19 protein-coding genes are annotated in these 16,985 nt (G+C 46.3%); 3 read left to right on the top strand and 16 right to left on the bottom strand.

The window, feature by feature from the left end:
- Window positions 1–113: 113 nt before the first annotated feature.
- The 3 genes from O9X78_RS12545 to O9X78_RS12535 all read right to left on the bottom strand — a co-directional run bounded on the left by O9X78_RS12545 (window position 114) and on the right by O9X78_RS12535 (window position 3,357).
- The gene (locus O9X78_RS12545; protein WP_269620042.1) at window positions 114–1,022 is read right to left on the bottom strand and encodes a hypothetical protein; all 909 of its coding nucleotides are present in this window, start codon (window positions 1,020–1,022) and stop codon (window positions 114–116) included.
- 497 nt (window positions 1,023–1,519) lie between these two features.
- Window positions 1,520–2,800 (bottom strand): alpha/beta hydrolase, encoded by a 1,281-nt coding sequence (locus O9X78_RS12540; RefSeq protein WP_269620041.1) that lies wholly within the window; start codon window positions 2,798–2,800, stop codon window positions 1,520–1,522.
- The gene (locus O9X78_RS12535) at window positions 2,797–3,357 is read right to left on the bottom strand and encodes a hypothetical protein (protein WP_269620040.1); all 561 of its coding nucleotides are present in this window, start codon (window positions 3,355–3,357) and stop codon (window positions 2,797–2,799) included. Before O9X78_RS12535 ends, O9X78_RS12540 begins: the two co-directional genes overlap by 4 nt.
- A 121-nt stretch (window positions 3,358–3,478) precedes the next feature.
- On the opposite strand from O9X78_RS12535, the gene O9X78_RS12530 reads away from it, so the two are divergent.
- Entirely contained in the window at window positions 3,479–4,303 is an 825-nt protein-coding gene (locus O9X78_RS12530) for a helix-turn-helix domain-containing protein (protein ID WP_269620039.1), read from the top strand.
- Window positions 4,304–4,432: 129 nt separating this feature from the next.
- Here O9X78_RS12530 and O9X78_RS12525 read toward each other — a convergent pair whose 3' ends face one another.
- The 13 genes from O9X78_RS12525 to O9X78_RS12465 form a co-directional block, all read right to left on the bottom strand.
- Window positions 4,433–4,990 (bottom strand): hypothetical protein, encoded by a 558-nt coding sequence (locus tag O9X78_RS12525; RefSeq protein ID WP_269620038.1) that lies wholly within the window; start codon window positions 4,988–4,990, stop codon window positions 4,433–4,435.
- 423 nt (window positions 4,991–5,413) lie between these two features.
- Window positions 5,414–6,169: a methyltransferase domain-containing protein gene (locus O9X78_RS12520; RefSeq protein ID WP_269620037.1), complete on the bottom strand. Its 756-nt coding sequence runs from the start codon at window positions 6,167–6,169 to the stop codon at window positions 5,414–5,416.
- A 119-nt stretch (window positions 6,170–6,288) separates the two neighbouring features.
- Window positions 6,289–6,693, bottom strand: coding sequence for a GNAT family N-acetyltransferase (locus O9X78_RS12515; protein ID WP_269620036.1), 405 nt, complete (start codon window positions 6,691–6,693; stop codon window positions 6,289–6,291).
- A gap of 247 nt (window positions 6,694–6,940) precedes the next feature.
- Window positions 6,941–7,381: an anthrone oxygenase family protein gene (locus O9X78_RS12510; RefSeq protein ID WP_269620035.1), complete on the bottom strand. Its 441-nt coding sequence runs from the start codon at window positions 7,379–7,381 to the stop codon at window positions 6,941–6,943.
- A gap of 79 nt (window positions 7,382–7,460) precedes the next feature.
- On the bottom strand, window positions 7,461–8,000 hold the full coding sequence (locus O9X78_RS12505) for a carboxymuconolactone decarboxylase family protein (RefSeq protein ID WP_350339235.1): 540 nt from the start codon (window positions 7,998–8,000) through the stop codon (window positions 7,461–7,463).
- Window positions 8,001–8,056: 56 nt separating this feature from the next.
- Window positions 8,057–8,428 (bottom strand): MerR family transcriptional regulator, encoded by a 372-nt coding sequence (locus tag O9X78_RS12500; protein WP_269620034.1) that lies wholly within the window; start codon window positions 8,426–8,428, stop codon window positions 8,057–8,059.
- A 111-nt stretch (window positions 8,429–8,539) separates the two neighbouring features.
- A complete protein-coding gene (locus O9X78_RS12495; RefSeq protein ID WP_269620033.1) occupies window positions 8,540–9,391 on the bottom strand; it encodes a hypothetical protein in 852 nt (283 codons plus the stop codon).
- A gap of 67 nt (window positions 9,392–9,458) precedes the next feature.
- Window positions 9,459–9,872: a hypothetical protein gene (locus O9X78_RS12490; RefSeq protein WP_269620032.1), complete on the bottom strand. Its 414-nt coding sequence runs from the start codon at window positions 9,870–9,872 to the stop codon at window positions 9,459–9,461.
- A 109-nt stretch (window positions 9,873–9,981) separates the two neighbouring features.
- Window positions 9,982–10,356, bottom strand: coding sequence for a hypothetical protein (locus O9X78_RS12485; protein ID WP_269620031.1), 375 nt, complete (start codon window positions 10,354–10,356; stop codon window positions 9,982–9,984).
- 584 nt (window positions 10,357–10,940) lie between these two features.
- Window positions 10,941–12,098, bottom strand: coding sequence for an acyl-CoA dehydrogenase family protein (locus tag O9X78_RS12480; protein ID WP_269620030.1), 1,158 nt, complete (start codon window positions 12,096–12,098; stop codon window positions 10,941–10,943).
- Between the two features lie 37 nt (window positions 12,099–12,135).
- On the bottom strand, window positions 12,136–12,825 hold the full coding sequence (locus O9X78_RS12475; RefSeq protein ID WP_269620029.1) for a glutathione S-transferase family protein: 690 nt from the start codon (window positions 12,823–12,825) through the stop codon (window positions 12,136–12,138).
- A gap of 11 nt (window positions 12,826–12,836) precedes the next feature.
- On the bottom strand, window positions 12,837–14,012 hold the full coding sequence (locus tag O9X78_RS12470) for an acyl-CoA dehydrogenase family protein (protein WP_269620028.1): 1,176 nt from the start codon (window positions 14,010–14,012) through the stop codon (window positions 12,837–12,839).
- 107 nt (window positions 14,013–14,119) lie between these two features.
- Window positions 14,120–15,181, bottom strand: a complete 1,062-nt coding sequence (locus O9X78_RS12465) for an AraC family transcriptional regulator (RefSeq protein WP_269620026.1) — start codon at window positions 15,179–15,181, stop codon at window positions 14,120–14,122.
- A gap of 191 nt (window positions 15,182–15,372) precedes the next feature.
- Here O9X78_RS12465 and O9X78_RS12460 point away from each other — a divergent pair, with 191 nt between their 5' ends.
- Together O9X78_RS12460 and O9X78_RS12455 are read left to right on the top strand one after the other, a co-directional pair.
- Complete coding sequence (locus tag O9X78_RS12460) at window positions 15,373–16,524, top strand: iron-containing alcohol dehydrogenase (protein ID WP_269620025.1); 1,152 nt, start codon at window positions 15,373–15,375, stop codon at window positions 16,522–16,524.
- Window positions 16,521–16,964 carry an acyl-CoA thioesterase gene (locus O9X78_RS12455; protein WP_269620024.1) on the top strand — a complete coding sequence of 148 codons (444 nt, stop codon included), beginning with the start codon at window positions 16,521–16,523 and terminating at the stop codon, window positions 16,962–16,964. Before O9X78_RS12460 ends, O9X78_RS12455 begins: the two co-directional genes overlap by 4 nt.
- Window positions 16,965–16,985: the final 21 nt, after the last annotated feature.

Below are 16,985 nucleotides of genomic sequence, written 5' to 3'. Positions count from 1 at the left end.
GATGCCTTTTTGATTTTAGTGATCTAACACATCAAACCAACAACCAATATTTAAACACCTGCTTCAGGTGGCAATACGACTCACCATTGGCAAGATTATTCCCAACTCGAAGCTCATTCATCTTCGATTTCATCACCAAAATCGGCAAGTACATCGAAGCCTTCTACAACAAAATTACTGACCATTTGCGCTAGCAATTCTTGACCGTACCAAAACACCTCTTTTTGTGTTTCGTCTGAGGTGATAGATCTAAAATGTACTAGTGGCGCAATAAAATTAATGTAGTTTTTATCAGCCAATTTAGCGGATAAACAGTTCTGTGGAACGCACAATAAAAAATAGCCATTCATTTCCACAACATAATTGATCAGCACCTCGCCACTCATTTGAGAAACACCGGCATTTTGCTTATGAAAAACCATGTTCACATAGGGAAAGAAGATAACCGAATCCCCGTCTTCCGAAGCAAGCTCGGTTGCTTTCAATGCCTTTTCACTACTAAAGCCACCTTGGCCATCTGCAACCGCCGTATGTTTCTCTGACGGCATTTTACTGTTTAATCCTGACGGCGAAACGGGGAAAGAAACGTTGTATGGTTTCTTAGGATTCTCGGCGACGCGTTGCGGAGCTTCACTGAGCGAGTAGACTTCATTTAGTGATTCTCTGAGTTTCTTCGTGAATCTAATATCGGCTTCCGTCGCTAACTCTTGATAATCTGAATCACTCATCCAAGCGCGGTACTCACCTACTACACTCACATTTTGATCTACTTTCTGCCTATCCTGAAAATCAATGACAATGACTAATGGTGCAACTTCTAGTTCATCCTCAAATACTTCATAGGTTCCAGTTCCAACCAATTTAGTACGCGCTTGCTTAGTAATGTCTGCCAACTGGGCGTCATAGGCACTTTTTTCAACTTCCGGGATACCTTTCAACGCAAAACTTGGTGAAAAAACTTTAGCGTGAACAAGCGGTGTAAAAAGCAACATGCACGCAGTAGTTAAGGTTATTATTTTCAAGTGACGTTCCTTTAACAGCTAAATGTAGTAGTCAGCAATATTATTTCCATTTCACTATCACGTCACGAAGAAAGTACACAAAATTGAATATATGGTAAGTTGTCATGGCTAGTCGCATAGCCGTCGAGGCCACTTGTAGCCGGAAACTCTAACTCATCGTTATGGTTTTGCCGCCCCTTTAACTCCTGTCAGTATTTCCCCAAAAGCATACTCTCCCTAAAAGCAGAATATGAATATCACGAGATATCTATTCACACTACTACCTCATTTTGGCCCCGCAAATGGGACATAAAAAGGCTTGAATCTCAACAAGTTATCACAATTATATGTACGGCCAAACAGAGTCAAAACAAAGAGATTCAAGCCTCGTTACTTAATAACACGGCATTTGATTATCAGCCGCAATATTTCAATCACCTCCGAGAGTTCAACTCAAAAGGCTAAATGTAAAAACAACCTCAGCGAATAAAACACTCCGGATCATAAAAGTGCATTTATCAATCCTGAAATTGCTGAATTATCCAGGATACGATGCTTGGCGCGGCCATATCGGCAGTAGGAGAATGCGGAGCAGGCCAGCGCCCGTAGGTCACCGAATAACCGTTATTCCGATAGGTTTCTACTAATTGTTCTGTATAGGGCAGATGTGCAACCAAATCCAGAATACCTGCGTCAATCCGAATCGGCACATCAAATCGCATTGGCAGATGGCGCACATCATCCTCTGCCAGCGCACGACGCAATTCTGCTAGGGCCTCATCTCCCTTGGGCCCTTTTGCTTGATCAGGCGGCAAGCCCCCCCAAGATTCTGCTCTGGATAAATCGGCAAGACACAGGCGTTCAATATCCGGCCACAGCTCAAGTGCCCGCTCTGACAAACCTCCCTCTTCCAAAAGCAGACGTTTGAATGCCGGATCGACTGCGGCAATGCCATGAGCAACCAATGCAGCCAAAGCAACCGACTCATTAATACCGGGCCCGGTAACCGGCAGAGATTCTGCTATCAGCACCAGATTCTCTAATTGCGTCACAGGGGTAACGGCGGCAACACCAACCAAAGTTAAACCCCGAGCCTCCGGATGCATGCGACTACCTGTATTTAGTGCAGCAACCCCACCCTCTGAATGTCCAGCGGCGACCCAGCGATCCCCTATGTCTTGCCAGTGCGTTGCCACCGCTGAAGCCATATCTCTCATGGAGCGCGCCAAGGAATCGCCCCGCAAATACGGGTGTGGCCCGGCCTCTCCTATACCCTCGTAGTCAGGACGCGCAACCACCACACCCGACGCCAACAAACGCCTAGCAATCTCATCACCCTGCTGCATCTTTTGCAGTTCGGTAGAATCTGGAGATATATGGCTTGGCGCGCAGGCATCAGCCGCACCCGTCGTCATATGCCCGTAGACCACAAGCGGCCAATCACCTTCCGCAAAAGGCTGCTGATCAGGAAAAAGCACTAGCCCCGAAGCTAGCGCCGGATTCCCCTGTACATCCGTCGTCGTATACCTCACAAACAATGCACTTTCTGCACCGTCGAGTTGGCTAAATTCAGGCGCATCAAACACCTCAACTATCAGACCGGGCTCCATAAATTGCCAACCGACAACAGCAACCGGCGGGATGTAAGCATGCGGGGTACTTGGAACCGCGTACGCTGACTCTTCATTACCGTTTTCCTCTACCCCAACTCCTGAATCAGAGTTGTCGTTAACGGGACTATCTCCTCCGCGACAAGCAGTTAACAGGGAGAATAAAAATATTATGAGATATTTATTCATAACATTACCTGCAAACCAAATTCTGAATCGAGGGCTGCTAAAGGTAGCCCAATCTGATCAGAAGGCGTCACATCTATAGCATCAATAAACGCAGTAGCAATATCAATCAACTGTGCTGCCAGTACCCTTCGGTCTGTTGAAAAGACAAAACCTTCGTCAGGCGTAACGGATAAAAAGACCGATGGAAAGGTATCAACTGGCTCACCGCCAATTTCCACGCTACTATTCGTGGCTTCCCACTTCCAAGAAATTGCTTTTATATAGTGAACATTCTCAAGCCCCAGACTTTCGAACTGGCATTTCACGTAGGCTGCGGCAGCATAGCCAGCCGGCGTTCCAGTGCGTCTAAAACCGATACCCACTAAGTCCTCAATCCAGCCGAAGATTCTTGATTCTGAAGGCATGCCTCTCGCACTTGACTCATTGGCAATCGGACAAGGCGCTGCACCTTCCTCACCAGCGGCGACACTGAGCGCGTCCTCGTCTATTGAACTCTCTTTACCACCGCACGCTGCAATGATAAAAACAATCAGAGATAAAAATACTACACGAACCATCACATTCCCCTATCTTTGATATTATTGTTGTCAGGTATATATAACATTGCCTACTCTAGCGCTTCGACGTACGATCACGCTTGTATGAAACGACGGTATTTGAATAGGCGGAGCGATATCAGTGACATCGCAAAATAACGAGAAAAGTCATGGCGCCACCCACCCTACGCCAGCCGGAGTGACCATCTACTACTGGCCATGTAGCTTGGTATTGTTGGCACCGACCTTATTACTAGATCGACCCACGAGCCCACTTTGCGCGACAATTCGAATCGCCTGCAACGAGCCCTATACGATTGAGGTCGAAGGCAAAACGCTAGTCACACGCGCCTCTCTTGTCGCACCTCGCGCGGGTCGAAAAAAAGTGCAGGCACTGAACAGCCATATCGCATTGTTTTATATCCCGCTCGACATGCCCGAATATTCAGCGTTGAAAAACATACTGGGTAAGCAGGATATTCTTGATCTTGCCATTGAGGACTTTGAACACTTACTGCCCATTATTCGCAAGGCCATGACTGAGACTGCCTCGCCCGACGTTATCAAGACATTGCTCAGAGATGTCGTACAAACCATCACCGGGGATAGCGGCAAGACTCAAGCCGATATGGATGACCGAATTATCCGGGCCTGCAAAATCTTAGATGATTTGCCATTTGATGAAGTTCGAGCGGAAGCGATAGCAGAACAAGTACACCTCTCCCCCTCGCGTCTACGCGAGCTCTTCAAAAAGAACACTGGTTTCACTATCGGACAATACGCTCGCTGGCGGGGCGTTTGGAGGGGAGCCTTACTATGGAAACGAGGTCTTAAGTTCACCGATCTAGCGATTGAGGCAGGCTTCCACGATCTCGCCCATGTTGACAGAGCATTTAATGAAGTCTTCGGCATGAACCCATCGACCGTCATAGACCCGTCTTACATAAAATTAGTTAACTGCGAGTAACACAAGCGAGCTACGTTCACTGCACTTATCAGACTTGGCCCGCAAAAATCTGACTAGCAATAACTTACGCAGAATAACTAATAGGCTTTATTTGTCTGGCACCCTGGCTCTACGATAAACCGAACAACACTACTCGCCTTTAATATTAATACCCAAGGAAGCAATAAGTTCGTAATAGCCAAATAGTACAAAAATAAAGAACACCACCAAAACAAGCTCGTACTTAAAATGATTGCTATGGAAGTATTCACGATCTCTATGATGCAGAACATCCATTAGCTCATCACCAAAACGAATAGATAAAAATGTGCCTATTCCCGAAAGAATAATAACGAACCAATACGGGAACGGCGTGGTTAATATCGCCTCCATTAAACGAGTGAGCATCGTGGTCTGATAAAAGTCACGAAAATACAACAATGCCAAGGTGTTAACCGAGATAGCAATAGCCCAAACCACCACTTCCGATACCACCATACGAATACCGAACAGCAGCCGCAAGGGGAAATCCAAGAGAAAACCAGCATCCGCCACTGGTGTGCACAACACGAAGAAACTCCAAGTAATTAAGGCGGCGACGCCACCCGTTAGCAAATCATACTGGTAGGTCAAATACGCAAAATAAGATATTAAAATTGAACATAAGATTAGAAATTTAATAATGACTTGATGTTTAGGATGTTTCATTTTTGAGTTTTTTAATCGCCTTAGAATAATTTAAACACTTTAAATAGAAGGCCAGATTGAGGCCCCCGAACCAAGCTATAATATTCCTCCCGCCTATCATGCGCTATTTAAAAAAAAATCTTGTCGGCAAAGAATAATACACAAGCTCGCACTTTTACCTAAATAAGCTCAAGCAATACATCCTCAATTAATTCACATTCTACTGTGGAGGACAAAAACCAAGAAAATCGGGTTTCTCACACGAATTTTCCTGCCCCTTCCACTTTTTGCAATGCCCCAAAAAATCGGACTGCTCGCAATCCGGGTGGCCAGCACAAGCACTGAGAGCGCAAAAAAGGCACAAAGCGCCATAAAGTCTAAACATCTAGCACCCATCCGCTAACAAGATTGATTTTATTTTCTGCTGGCCTAATTTGTTACGCTTCACCTTTTTATAGCCTTGGAACAGAAACGCATTCCACTAACAAATACCGTCGTCGGCTCCCTCTCTATTTCAATTTGTGCTATCAGCTCATCAATTTCAGACGCGACGGCAACATTCGACGACTCCATACGTGATTTAAGCAATTCCAAAAGCTCCCCAAGGGAATATTGGTCGCCTTGCCCGTCGATAACCGCCTCTGCCCAAATTGCCTCAAACTTTAGTCCGGCTTTAGAAAAAGTAGCCGGCAAATGGAATCCCATAGACGTATCAACACCTTCTTCGGCAAGCATTTTTTCGAGCAAAGATACGCCTCGTTCGTGTGCTGGCATAGCAGTAACAAAACCCGGACAAATAGTAGAGTCGTGCTCCTCAAAAACGACTAAGCCACCCTCTCGCAACCAAGGTAACAAACTGGAAAGAACTCTATCAGGGCGGGGCAAATACATCAGAACCCGACGGCCAACCACTGCATCAAAAGACAAAAGATCAATGCTTTCCAAGTACTTCGGAGCATCATTCAAATCGGCTTGTAAAAAACGTACATTGCTCCTTCCTGATTTCTCGAGACTTTTCGAGGCGAAAGATATCATATCTTCACTGCGATCAATGGCTAGCACACTGCCAGCAGGACCGACAATATCACTCAGAAGTTCAGATATCTCTCCGGGGCCACTTCCCAGTTCAAGGACTTTCATGCCCTCAGAAATTCCTGCAGACCTAAACAGCCTTTCTGTTGTTGAATTACTTCTTTTCACATATCACTCCTTTGGGCATTAAATACATAACGCTAGGGTCACCGAGAAAATTTTTGATGGCGGCTTTTGTGGGTATTTTTGCACAAAAGGTGGCAACGGAAATTTGTCCAGTGCAGCCGCTATATTTTTGTACTCATTAATTTAGTGCTGCCCGAAAAGCCGAACTGCTCATATAAACCATGAGCATCATCTGTAGCTAAAAATTGGAACATGGAACACCAACGTGGGTCATTAACTATAACTCCGAACATCCATTTCCCTATGCCCTTAGAACGGTGATCGGGATGAATTATTAGATCAGCGATATAGGCGACCGAAGCAAAATCGGTTACTACTCGTGCAAAACCAACTTGATCACCATTGAAGAAAAGTGAAAAGCAAATGCTATTTTCTATGGATATTTTCATAGTTTCTAAGCTTCTCTCACTGGCCCAGTATGACGATCTTAATAGAGATTCTACGATCTCTAGCTGAATCTCTTCATGATCATCACTTATACGATAATCTTCATATTCGTAGTACATAGTTTCCTTGAAATATAACGCTGCTAGGATGCTTTTTTTGCAGGCGATTGAACTTGGCTTTGGGAACTACCATTTTCTAGAACTCAGGTTTGAATGACAAGTAACCATGAAGTGAAGCCATTGATGGATAAAGCCCGAAATACTACCGCGATTTTTGCTGGCCTACGGCTATATGTGCGCCACGCATGCAACAGCAACAAGAGCGGAAAACCGACGCACAATAAGAGCGTCCCACTGCCCTGGATTGTTAGGTTGCGGCGATTGCGGCATATGAAAACAAGATTGCTGAGACAATACTTAGGCCACTTCGAACTGCATGCAATCGGCCCCACTTCCGCAACAGCTTGAGGGTATCGTCTGATGCTCGGTCCCGCTCTAGATCAAGCAATTGCTTGTTCGTTGGCATGATTGCAATGAACGTGAAAGGCACCACCGAGAATATTAGTGCGGAGCCCAAATACCAAAGATATGAGCCGGCGGTAGTAGCAACGGCTAAACCGCTAATCGTTGCGATCAATGCTAGTGACGCCTGCATTGCTGCCGCTCGGCGATAGCTTGGCCCAAAGACGCTTGCGGCAAGTTCGGTACCACATTCTAATCGGGCCGGATGTTCCGCGATGTTTATGTAAATTGCAGCACCCGCAAACAGAGAGCACGACAGCAATGCGATGATTTCAAGAATGAGCATCTGCGATTGTTCCTTGTATGTATATAAATCCTTTGCAACCTAACGTCGCGTTCACCGGCTTGTCCGGTGCAACGCTTTGTTATACATTGATTATTCCCCGCTCAACAAACACTATTTTAGCAGCAGATGCTGCATTTAATGCAGCTGGAAACCCAGCGTAGACAGACATTTGAATAATGATTTCGACTATTTCCTCTGGTGTGCATCCAACGTTCAACGCTGCATTAATATGGACTTTGAGTTGGGGAGCTGCATTACCCATAGAGGTAAGAGCCGCTACAGTTGCAATTTCACGAGATTTTAAATCCAAGCCTTGCCGACTATAGATATCCCCAAATGGGTATTCAATCGTGTATCGCCCCAAATCTGGGGCTATATTCTTCAATGATTCAATCACTTTTTCGCCAGCCTCCCCATCAATTTCCTTAAGCTTATCCCATCCTCTAGTAAATCGTTCGTTACCTTCAGTGTTCATAGTTTGCTCCTTGGCTATAGTTGAATAAGATAGAGATGAACAGCCATCTAATACTAAATATCCAAAGGAAATCGCCGCCAAAATCAGGGATGATTGAAGGAATTCTCGTTTGCTTTCATCAGGTTGATTTTGCCTAGATTGCATCTGTTTACTCTCCGCTGTTTCACTCTATCAACTAGGCTAAGCCTTAGAGTTTACTCTCAGTCAAGTGATGTTTTTCCTTCCAGGGCGGACTGATAAAGCTCTATTTTTTCACACAGTTTTTTAAGGTGTTGCTTTTCCAAGGAAATTCGCTGTTGTAGATTGCTTGAGTGCTCTGCGAGTAATTCTTTTCGCTGAGCCAAAGTCTCACTACCTTTTTTCCTTAACAATGCATACTCAAGTATTTTTTCAAGAGGCATGCCAGTGTTTTTTAATCTTTGTACAAATTCAATCCATGTCACATCTTTCTCAGAGAATGACCGGTGGCCATTAGATAGTCGATGTACATCGTCTAATAAGCCAATTTTGTCGTAGTATCTCACCGTATGTGGGTTCAATCCGACACGTTTTGAAAATTCAGTTACGTTCATATATGTGGGGGAAATGCATAACGCCGTTGTAAATTGCGGTTTTGGAGGAGCCTTTTTGTGCTATTTAGCACAAAAAGGAGCGACGGAAAAACTGTCAATTTGACAACCTTGTTATGTAAGTAATGTGGCATGAGTAGGGCTGTTAAAAAAGTACACATTTTCAAAATTTGACTTTAACGGCAGTTTGGCATCAATTCCAGCGTAACTGGTTGCGATGGATGCAAGAAGTACTTTTGGCCGACTATCATGCTCCACAAAGAGAGGAGGCACCGGCCCCGAAACTATTACAAGCCACTGCTCATCACACTTCTGGTACCCAATAAGAGCCCGGTGCTTCTTCTCTAATATTGACGATATGTCAGCTTCCGTAAATGTATCAAGAATACATCCCCTAGCTCCGGTCACAACTGATTCTGTATGGCCGTCGTTAAGCAATTGAATATGTTGCAGGAATTTAGGGAGGTCAGGAAAAATGTGCTTCCTATGATTGCTACGGCACATGTCCTCTTCAGATCTCACAATCAGCTCCACAGAGTGGGGAGTCATATTTACGGAAATCTCATTTATACTCTGCGCAAGAGCCTTTCTAACTCCTTTAATTTGTTTTGTATCAACCACTACACCATCCTCAAAAATTAAGCCAACGTCCAGGGGGATTTTTGGATTGATTGACTGAAGCAAATTTTCAGAAAACTTCGTCTGCTCAGCTTCTATTTGTTGAGAGGAATATTTTCTCGATGAGGAATTACGCTCAGCAAGTGTAATTTCAATACCTATTTTTCTCTGATCCGAAACGATTATAAAGTCCGGCCTCTCGGTGAGATCTAAACTTTCGTACTCGAGACATATAGCTTTCGTGAACCAGTGAAAGGCAGATAGCTCATCATGTTTTTGAGGATTTTCTAAGTAAAGTCTACGTAGATCAAACATAGTCACCTTAAAATCAAATACAGCTTCGTCCACCGGAATTTTCGGGTGGTTACATAACGCTCAAAGCAGCCGCGCAGTATGCGTCGGCTGCCTTTGCTTGTTATGGGCGGGCTGGCACAAAACTAACTGGTACCCCGCCGTATGTGCTACCCGGTTCTGGCGAACCAAGCCAGTACTCGTATCCATAGGCCATTTTCTCCGCACCTTTTTTCACCCAGCCACTTAAACTTAATGTGATCAAGTGCTGCCCTTTCAAGTAGCAATAGAACACGAAAACACTTTGCTGGGTAGCACTAGGCATATGCTTGCAAGCCAGCTCGAAAGATTGCTTGCCAGTTGATTTATAGGTGGCTGATAAATCCTGACTGACTGTCAGGTTGTATTTTACCACTTCACGACTTGTTGGAACCTGTTCGCTCGGCACCCAACTCCCAATCAGATCCTTTTGCGTTAAAGTCGCAGAGAAAGCTGAACTAGATAAAGTGATTAGAATTACGGCAAATAGCTTATTCATATTCTCTTAGTTGTTGCCCCATAACGCCGCAAATCACCGGCGGCCAAAAGCATAGCGACGAAGGAGCGGCGCTTTTTGCCGTCCGAGTGAATTTGCATTGTTATGTGATTCACGGTTTTTTCACTTTTGGAAGACCTAGTTGTTTCCTTAACCGATTCCTGACCAATATACTCAGATCGGTCAACAGCTTCAGCCATTCCGGATTATCCGGTTTTGTAGTAACAATGGAGGTAATTTTCTCAACCAGTTCAATTTCGTCGTCATACCCATATAAATAGAACGATACTTGGACATCATTAAAACCATCTAGAGACTTAGATTTTTGAGCCTCTATAAAGAAGGAGAGATAGCTTTTTAAAGTCTCCAGTCTGTGATCTATCCGCTTTTTTGCTATCTCGTGCCTTCGATTCAAATAGCTATTCACGAACCAGCCAACCACAACAATGATTGCTGAAAGCAGCAAGATGCAATCGCTAACAGTCATTGCTTTTCTCCTTTTTACACATAACAGTGAATTCAAATGCGTTGCGCTTTATAACTCGTGTACACGGCGAAACGAAGGTTTGAGGTGATTAAGCAGGATAATTCTATTTAAATCAGGAGGATAGTAAGTCTGAAATGTTTTTTTCATATGTGTGCATCCTGCATTCGATGTGGAATCCCTTAGCCATGAGCATAATCGCTTATCAAGAAAAATCAATTACTTAAGTGAATTCCGCCAGTATTAGTGAGCGCAATGCTGCTGAATACGAGATTGGCAGCTTTACTTGGACTCCCCCGGCTACGATGACTGACCGCTAATGTGACGCTAGAGCCAAACACTCCCAGTACTTTCCGACTGTCATATAGGTAAACTGCTGGCCAAGTTATTGGTAAAAAAATCGCTTAAATAAAGGCACATGGCGTGTAGAAAGTGTCTTGAGACTGTCGGCCTGGCGGACAGCATTCGGCTAGGCCGTCTAAGGACAGAAAAAGAACCTCCCGGCCAGTCAGACGCGAATAGAATAGGCACGTATCGCGTAGAAAAGCTAACTGGCTCTATGAGCCAGATAGAAACATCAACACAAGCTACTTTTTACGGCTGGGCAAGGTTCCCATAGTCTTACAAATAATGCTCAGCATCACTTCATCGGCGCCTCCACCGATCGAGGTTAAACGGGTGTCGCGGTAGGCACGGGCGATGGGGTTGTCCCACATATAGCCCATACCGCCCCAGTACTGCATGCAGCTGTCGGTTACTTCACGGAGTAAACGTCCCGCTTTAAGTTTCGCCATTGAGGCTTTTCGGGTAACGTCGGTTCCGTTGATATAACCTTCTACCGCATCAAAGGTAAGCGCGCGGAGTGCTTCTACTTCTGTTTGCAGTTCCGCCAGTCGAAAATGCACGACTTGGTTATCTAATACTGACTGACCAAATATTTTGCGCTCGCGGGTGTAGTCGATAGTTTTATTAATACACTCTTCCATTGCCTTTAAACTACCTGCGGCGGCGAATAGGCGCTCCTCTTGGAACTGCAGCATTTGATAGATAAAGCCGTGGCCTTCTTCACCAATAAGATTGCGTTGCGGTACTCGCACATTGTCGAAAAAAACCTGTGCGGTATCTGATGAGCGCATGCCCAGTTTGTCTAATTTTTCAGAAAACGAAATGCCCGGCGTATTGCTCGGCACAACAATCAACGATTTATTGAGGTGTGGTTTATCGTCACTGGTGTTAGCCAGTAGACAAAAATAATCCGCTTGGGTGGAGTTGGTTATCCACATTTTAGAGCCATTGATGACGTAATCGTCGCCATCTTTCTTTGCCGTTGTTTTAATAGCGGCCACATCAGAACCAGCATGGGGTTCACTCACCGCTATAGAAAACACCGCTTCGCCGCTAATTGCCGGAACAAGAAATTCTTTACGTAGCTCGTCGCTACCAAAGCGCGCCAAAGCTGGTGTTGCCATATCCGTTTGGACACCAATCCCCATAGACACGCCGCCGGTTGCGATGCGGCCCAACTCCTCAGAGAACACGATTTGATAGCTGTAGTCCAAACCCATACCGCCATACTCGGTGGGTTTGCAGATACCAAGTAGACCGAGATCACCCATTTTTTTGAAAAGTTCATGGGCGGGGAAAATACCCTCAGCTTCCCACTTGTCCGCGTAGGGATTAATTTCACTATCAATAAACTTTGCGGTGGTTTGGCGAATCGCTTCGTGTTCTTCGGTCAGAATCATGTGTCACTCCGTAAATACTAATTATAATTTTCAGACGTTAGGCGAATAAGTCGGGCACATTTTCAAATGGATAAGGGGTCGGCGAAAACAAAGAGTGTTCTTTACCCATGGATTCCACCTTTTGAAACGCCGGTCTCGCGGTCATACGTTTAAAGTAGTCCAGCACCTGCGGCTCATAAAACTGCGACAAGCCCAGACCATCACCTAGATACAGCGCATAAGCAATCGCAATATCTGCAACGGTAAATCGGTTATCACATAAAAACTCGCGGTCTGCTATATGCGCATTCAAACGTTTGAGACGTGCTAAGAACCATTTGTAGTAGTCCTCAACAACCTGTGGCTGGCGACGATCCATTGGCTCTAGCTGGGAATAGCGCAACACCAGCGTTTGAGGAAACGTCAACGTCGCATCGCTATGAAACAGCCAATTCAGATAGTCACCGTATTCTGCATGATCTACCCTTAGTCCAAAATCATAGCGCTGGTAGCGTTCAACCAAATACAGGCCAATTGCTGAAGACTCGGTCATATGGGTATCGCCGTCTACAAAATACGGTACGGTGCCCAAGGAGTTGACCTCTAAAAACTCCCGTTGAAACATGCGCGGGGGAAAGGCCAACACCTCAAGCTCATACTCAATATCCATTTCCTCAAGCGCCCATAGAGCCCTAAGCGAGCGCGCGGTATAGCAATGCCAGAGTTTAGGCGGTTTTACTGATTTCATAATGCGTCCTATTACAGCTTGTATTGGCGCGCGGCAAGGTCACGCATGATTTCTTCAGATCCACCGCCGATGGCGTTTACGCGAACCTCCCGATAAAAACGTTCAACGCGATTGCCACGCAAGTAACTTGCGCCGCCTAAAATTTGGCTGGCCTCGCGGGCGCAATATTCCATGGTTTCACTGGCCTGAACTTTCGCCATCGCTAAATCACCAGGATCGCATCGACCTTCTAGATAGGCTTGTGTTAAATACTGCAGATAAGTTTGGGTCGCATTGATTTTTTGCTTCATGGTCGCAATTTTATGGCGAATTACCTGGTGATCGGCCAAGCGTTTACCAAAGGTCTTACGTTGCTGCGCCCATTCAACCGCGTCTTCTAAACACGCCCGCGCAGCGGCCTCCATGGTTACCGCTAAACTTAGTCGCTCTGGGTTAAAGTTGGTCATAATGACCCAGAAGCCCTGGCCTTCTTCACCGAGTAAATTCTCCACTGGCACCCGCACATTGTCGAAATAAATAGTGCCGGTATCAGCGCACCACCAACCCTGCTTCCTGTCTAGAGGAGTTCTTGCAACACCGGGCAAGTCAGTGGGTATTAGCAGCATAGAAACACCGCGCCCCCCTTCGCCTCCGGTGCGCACTGCCGTAGACACCCAGTCGGCGCCCATCACCCCAGAAATAAAGGTCTTGCTGCCGTTCACAATGTAGTGATCGCCATCCCGCACCGCAGTGGTCGTGATATTTGCCACATCTGAGCCGCCAGAGGGTTCGGTAATACCCAGTGAAATTCGTTTTTCACCCGCTAATACCAGCGGTGCCACCATTTGTTTGAGCGCATCGCTACCGTAGTTCATGACCGGCGGCAGACCAATGCCATGAATGAGTAAGTTACTGATTAAACCGCCAGCAGAGCCGGCACGGGTAAACTCTTCATTGGTGATATTGACGTGCCACTGATCGATACCTTCAGAGATTCCGCCATAGGCTTCAGGGTAGCCCATTTGCATTACCCCGATCTCAGCCGCTTTTTGCCATAGCTCATCGGGTATTTTGCCGGCTTCTTCCCAATCATCCAGAAAGGGCACAACTTCCTTTTCCAGCCATTTTCTAAGCTGAGTTCGCCACTCCTCATGCTCCGGCCGTAAATGGGGATTAAACAAACGTGCACTATCAAAGTTGAGGGACATGCCGATACCTTTTTTAATTTATTGCTATCGGCTTAGTCTATAGGTACTGATATTTATGGCTTGGGTATTGGTGCCAGAAACTCGGGATTTCGTGCCATATTGGGTCATTACTTTTTACGGAATTCCCGCGGGGACAGTCCATACCAACCACGAAAGGCAGCTGAAAATGAGCTTTGATCCATATAGCCGAGTAAAAAGGCAATATCGGTAATACTCAGACGCTCATCACCCAAGTATTGCTGTGCAAGTTCTGCGCGTAGCTCCTGCAGTATCTGCAAAAACTGAGTCCCCTGCTCGGCCAAGCGACGCTGTAGCGTGCGGCGGGAAATATTCAGCGCTGCGGCGACCTTATCTACGCCCATGTCACCGCTGGGCAACAGTCGCAACAGGGTCTTACGCAGAGTGATAATAAAGTCATTAATCTCACTGCTGTTCTCAAATAGATGGCGAATTGGCTGTGCCAATACCTGCCCCCAGTCGGCATCTAAACCGATAAGCGGGTAATCTAGGCACTCTCGGTCGAGGTATAAACAGCTAACCGGCTGATCGAATAGCAGATTCTGGCCAAACTGCTGCGTGAGTAAACTTAAATTCTGCGGTTGAGCGTAGCTGAAATGCGCAGCCCGTACCGGAATGGGCTGCACGCACACGGAATTAACAATGGCCGCGGCAACGCCCAGAGACGAGTCAGACAAGAAACGTTGGGAGTTGGTTGCCACGGCCAGGGGCTGCCAATCCAGACGAATAAACTGCTCCTCCCGACGCACTTTAACCTCGCCAATATCGCCTACAATTCGCAATACACTGGGCATAACATTCAGGTATTCACGAAACGTTCCGCAGGCGGAGCAGGCATATAATTGGAGGTTGAGGCGATTTATATAGTCGATACGCCCAACATACAATCCAATATCAGGCGTGTTTGTAGATCGCGCCACAACGCAATACAAACTGAGCAAATCTGCCACGGGAAAACGCTTTTCTCCGTCAAGCAAATCTTTAGATGAAATCCCCACTTGAGCGGAGAGCGAATCAATATCCGCACCTAAGGATTTTGCCGCCTGAAACAGAGTACTTATTGCAGAGCTATTCACCGTCCACGGGCGCTGCCCGTCAACACCCTTACGCGGCACAGGGACTAACTTAGTTGATTCGTCATCAAAAAGCATAAATGTTCAATATAGCCTTCAATATATTCCCGGCGGGGAACCCTTTACGGACTCAGGCATAGACCTATTTCCCCACTACACTATAATGTTTGGCATGCTAACATTGTGCAAACACCGCCGCCTTACATTTTAGGCACAGGCGTTACAGCATAATAACGTAAAACATCGCATCGACATCCGGGCAAACGTTTATGAAAGCCTTTGAGTTTCACACCACTAAATCGATTATTGTTGAACGCGGATCTGCAGCTCGTTTAGCTGAACGCATTCGCGAAATGAATTACCAGTCTGTCTTACTGATTAGCGACAATGGCGTTGTCAACGCCGGTTTACTAAGCGCAACGCTCGCAAATTTTGCCGAGTTTAACATTCCTATTTCCGTGTTTCCCGATGTGGTGGCCGACCCGCCAGAATCCGTTATTGAACGAGGTGTTGCTGCCGCAAAGCTCTGCAAAGCCGACTGTATTATCGGGTTTGGCGGCGGCAGCTCTATGGACGTTGCCAAGCTAATCGCATTATTAGCAAATACTGGTCAACGTCTTAACGATATTTATGGAGTCAATGCGGCGCAGGGTCAAAGACTACCGCTGATACTTGTACCCACAACAGCCGGTACAGGCTCAGAGGTTACCGCGATCGCCATCGTGACTACTGGGGAGAATGAAAAAAAGGGGGTAGTATCGCCATTATTACTTCCAGATATCGCACTTTTAGATGCCGAGCTCACCCTAGGCCTACCCAGTAGTATTACTGCAGCTACGGGTATTGATGCGATGGTTCATGCCATCGAAGCCTTCACTAGCAAACGCCTTAAAAATCCTATCTCAGACAGCCTCGCCAAAGACGCCCTTCGCCTATTGGCTTCCAACATTCATACGGCATGTCAACACGGAGAGAATATTCAAGCGCGAGAAAACATGCTGCTTGGCTCCTGCTTAGCCGGTATGGCATTTGCCAATGCGCCGGTCGGCGGTGTACACGCACTAGCTTACCCTGTAGGCGCGCGCTTTCACGTACCCCATGGCCTGTCTAATTCACTCATGCTCAACGCGGTGCTGCGCTTCAATTTGAGAGACGCGGAGCATCTCTACGCGGAATTGGCAGATGTGGTGTTTCCTGCGGCGGTTGGTAATCCACAAACCAGAGCAACATCGCTTTTAAATTATTTTAAAGAGTTGCCCAAGGAGCTAGGTATTGCCGAAACGTTGAGGGAGGTAGGCATCACTGAAAGCGATGTTGCGCTGCTCGCGGAAGATGCCATGAAGCAGACCCGCCTTTTGATTAACAACCCACGAGAAATTCACCTAGCAGACGCCATCGCACTTTATAAGGAGGCTTTGTGAGCGACAAGCCCGCCATTCCCACCCGCAGTGATTTCCCCTATTTTTCAGAAATTCAAACCCGCTGGCACGACAACGATGTGTATCAACACGTCAACAACGTCGTGTATTATTCCTTTTTCGATACGGCGGTAAATCAACACCTGATTAATAGCGGCGTATTGGATGTAGCCAATAGCCCAGCCATTGGCTTAGTCATTGAAACCCAATGTCGCTACTTTTCTGCCGTGAGTTTCCCCGACCTTGTCACTATCGGCTTAAAAGTGGTACATCTGGGCAATAGCAGTGTGCGCTATCAAACTGGCTTGTTTCGAAACGACGAAATAAATGCATCGGCTATGGGTAGCTTTGTGCATGTCTATGTTGACCGAAAAACGAATCGACCAGTAAGTATCCCCAAGGAAGTGAGGGCGGTTTTAACGCCTCTCCTTAGAGAAGAATAGCCCACAATACATTACCGTATT

It is taken from the genome of Zhongshania aquatica (assembly GCF_027257955.1).
In the GTDB taxonomy this organism is placed as follows: Bacteria; Pseudomonadota; Gammaproteobacteria; order Pseudomonadales; family Spongiibacteraceae; genus Spongiibacter; species Spongiibacter aquatica.
Note: the sequence above shows the minus strand (reverse complement) of the source record. Positions and strands in the feature narration are given on the sequence as shown.

Coding starts and splice junctions, on each gene's coding strand:
- O9X78_RS12540 (WP_269620041.1), bottom strand. CDS start 2,800: ATGAATAAATATCTCATAATATTTTTATTCTCCCTGTTAACTGCTTGT.
- O9X78_RS12535 (WP_269620040.1), bottom strand. CDS start 3,357: ATGGTTCGTGTAGTATTTTTATCTCTGATTGTTTTTATCATTGCAGCG.
- O9X78_RS12525 (WP_269620038.1), bottom strand. CDS start 4,990: ATGAAACATCCTAAACATCAAGTCATTATTAAATTTCTAATCTTATGT.
- O9X78_RS12515 (WP_269620036.1), bottom strand. CDS start 6,693: ATGTACTACGAATATGAAGATTATCGTATAAGTGATGATCATGAAGAG.
- O9X78_RS12510 (WP_269620035.1), bottom strand. CDS start 7,381: ATGCTCATTCTTGAAATCATCGCATTGCTGTCGTGCTCTCTGTTTGCG.
- O9X78_RS12505 (WP_350339235.1), bottom strand. CDS start 8,000: ATGCAATCTAGGCAAAATCAACCTGATGAAAGCAAACGAGAATTCCTT.
- O9X78_RS12500 (WP_269620034.1), bottom strand. CDS start 8,428: ATGAACGTAACTGAATTTTCAAAACGTGTCGGATTGAACCCACATACG.
- O9X78_RS12490 (WP_269620032.1), bottom strand. CDS start 9,872: ATGAATAAGCTATTTGCCGTAATTCTAATCACTTTATCTAGTTCAGCT.
- O9X78_RS12485 (WP_269620031.1), bottom strand. CDS start 10,356: ATGACTGTTAGCGATTGCATCTTGCTGCTTTCAGCAATCATTGTTGTG.
- O9X78_RS12480 (WP_269620030.1), bottom strand. CDS start 12,098: ATGATTCTGACCGAAGAACACGAAGCGATTCGCCAAACCACCGCAAAG.
- O9X78_RS12475 (WP_269620029.1), bottom strand. CDS start 12,825: ATGAAATCAGTAAAACCGCCTAAACTCTGGCATTGCTATACCGCGCGC.
- O9X78_RS12470 (WP_269620028.1), bottom strand. CDS start 14,012: ATGTCCCTCAACTTTGATAGTGCACGTTTGTTTAATCCCCATTTACGG.
- O9X78_RS12465 (WP_269620026.1), bottom strand. CDS start 15,181: ATGCTTTTTGATGACGAATCAACTAAGTTAGTCCCTGTGCCGCGTAAG.
- O9X78_RS12460 (WP_269620025.1), top strand. CDS start 15,373: ATGAAAGCCTTTGAGTTTCACACCACTAAATCGATTATTGTTGAACGC.